The organism is Pseudonocardia sp. McavD-2-B, from assembly GCF_024124365.1.
Taxonomy (GTDB): Bacteria; Actinomycetota; Actinomycetes; order Mycobacteriales; family Pseudonocardiaceae; genus Pseudonocardia; species Pseudonocardia alni.
This window is the reverse complement of record NZ_JAMXSG010000463.1, coordinates 1-2,298: the sequence shown is the minus strand read 5'-3', so window position 1 is coordinate 2,298 and position 2,298 is coordinate 1. Positions and strand designations below refer to the sequence as shown.

Here is a 2,298-nt window from a genome sequence, read left to right as displayed (position 1 = left end):
CGGTCGGCGCGCTCGCGCTCGGCGGCGGTCTCGGCGCGGGAGCGGGCGAGCTCGTCGTCGACGCCGCCGCGCAGCCGCGCGACCTCCTCCTCCAGCTCGGTGCGGGCGTCGAGTGCGGCACGCAGCCGCGCGCCCTGGTCGCTGACCCGGCGGCGCATCTGCTGGTACTCGGTCTCCCGCTCCCCGACGAGCGCCCGTGCGCGTTCCCGTTCCTCGACCAGCTCGGCCCGGGCCCGTTCGAGCTCGGCGGTGAGCTTGTCGGCCTTGGCCAGGGCCTCGTCGCGCTCGGCGCGCAGGTTCGCCAGGTCCGCGGTCTGCCCCACCTCGGCGACCCGCCGGTGCGCGAGCGGATCGGCGGTGAGCAGCGCGACCGCGGCCGCGTCGAGCTTGTCGACGGGTGCGGGCAGCGGATCCGCGACGGACGCGGCCTCCGCAGCGGGGGTCGCCCCGTCCACCGGTGCTGCGGCTGCGTGCTGCGCCGCGGGACGGCCGGACGGGCCGGCTGCCTCCGCGGCTCCGGTGTCCCCGGTGGGTGCCCCGGGTCCGCCCGGGGGCACGGGCGGGTCGCCGGCGGGTCGTGTCGTGGAGGGTTCGGGCAGCTCCAGCTCACCGGGCCGGTTCTCGGCCCACCAGGCCACCACGGCCGCCCGGAACGCCGCGTCCTGCTGCAGCCGGGACACCAGTACCTGCCCGCCGAGCCGGGCCCGCTTGGCGGGGGTGAACCGGGCGAAGCGGCGTAGCGGGGTGGGGACGTCCCCGGGCGGCAGCCCGCCCAGCGCGGTACCCGCGATCTCGGCGAGCCGGGCCCGCAGCGGGGCGGGCAGCTCCGGCCAGTCGCTCGCGGCCGGGTCGGCGGCGCACGACGGGACCCCGGAGCACGTGGGCTCCGGTCGCTCCGTGTCGTCGTGCGCCATCGGTCCAGGTTATCCCCGCCCGGCCCGGATCGCCGTCGGCGTGGCCGTCCGCGGCCGGGACGTCCCCGGTTCGGGGTCCGCGCCCCGCTCCCCGGGCCGGGGCCGGGTGTTCGAACATACTGTCGGACCCCACGGCTACGGTGCAGGGCGTGACCTCCTGCTCCCCGCAGCTCACCTTCGACGAGCTGGGCACGCCACTGCGTGACGTCACCTTCTGCGTGGTGGACCTGGAGACCACCGGCGGCAGCCACCGGACCGACGCCATCACCGAGGTCGGCGCCGTCGCGGTGCGCGGCGGCAGCCGGATCTCCGAGCTCGGCACCCTCGTCGACCCGGGCGTGCGGGTCCCGGCCGACATCACCCGGCTGACCGGCATCACGAACGCGATGCTGCACGACGCGCCACCGCTGGGTGCGGTCCTGCCCTCGGTGCTCGACATGCTCCGCGGCTCGGTGCTGGTGGCCCACAACGCCCCGTTCGACACGGGTTTCCTCAAGGCCGCCTGCGAACGCCTCGAACGCCCCTGGCCCGGCCCGCCGGTCCTGTGCACCGCCCGGCTCGCCCGGGCCGTGCTCCCGCACACCGAGTGCCCCAGCGTGAAGCTGGGCACGCTGGCCCGGCACTTCGGCTGCGCCACCACCCCGGACCACCGGGCACTGACCGACGCCCGGGCGACCGTCGAGGTGCTGCACCACCTGCTGGAGCGGATCGGGAACCTGGGTGTGCAGAGCCTGGAGGAGCTGCTGCAGCTCGTCCGTGACCGGGCCCCGCACCGGCCCACCACCACCCAGCGCCGTCGCAGGCACCTGGCGAACGACGTGCCCTCCGAGCCCGGTGTGTACCTGTTCCGCGGCGGCGACGGCCAGGTGCTCTACGTCGGCACCAGCGGCGACCTGCACCGGCGGGTGCGGTCGTACTTCACGGCCGGGGAGAAGCGCCGCCGGGTCCGCGACATGCTCGTCCGCGCCGAGAAGGTCGACACGGTGGTCTGCGCGCACGCCCTGGAGGCCTCGGTGCGCGAGCTGGCGCTCATCGCCGCGCACCGCCCGCCGTACAACCGGCGCTCCCGCAACCCCGGCCGGGCCTACTGGGTGGCGCCGACGGCGGAGGCGTTCCCGCGGCTGTCGGTCGTCGCCACCCCGCGGGCGGGTGCCCTGGGCCCGTTCGGGTCGCAGCGGGCCGCGACCGACGTGCTCGACGCGGCACTCGACGCACTGCCGCTGCGCCGGTGCACGATCCGCATCCCGGCCCGGAACCCGTCGGCGACGCCGTGCGCGCTGCACGAGCTGGGCCGCTGTGCCGCCCCGTGCGCCGGTCTGCAGCCCGCCGAGGACTACGCGCCCGCCGTGCACGCCTGGGGCGACCTCGTCGCGGGGCGGGACGA

1 protein-coding gene and 1 pseudogene are annotated in these 2,298 nt (G+C 77.1%); one reads left to right on the top strand and one right to left on the bottom strand.

All coding sequences use genetic code 11. The features are described from left to right. A pseudogene (locus tag NH602_RS30205) lies at positions 1–914 on the bottom strand (hypothetical protein); the annotation flags it as partial. Positions 915–1,063: 149 nt separating this feature from the next. Here NH602_RS30205 and NH602_RS30200 point away from each other — a divergent pair. Further along, positions 1,064–2,298, top strand: a 1,235-nt coding sequence (locus NH602_RS30200) for a DEDD exonuclease domain-containing protein (RefSeq protein ID WP_253069605.1), incomplete at its 3' end; no start/stop codon positions are given.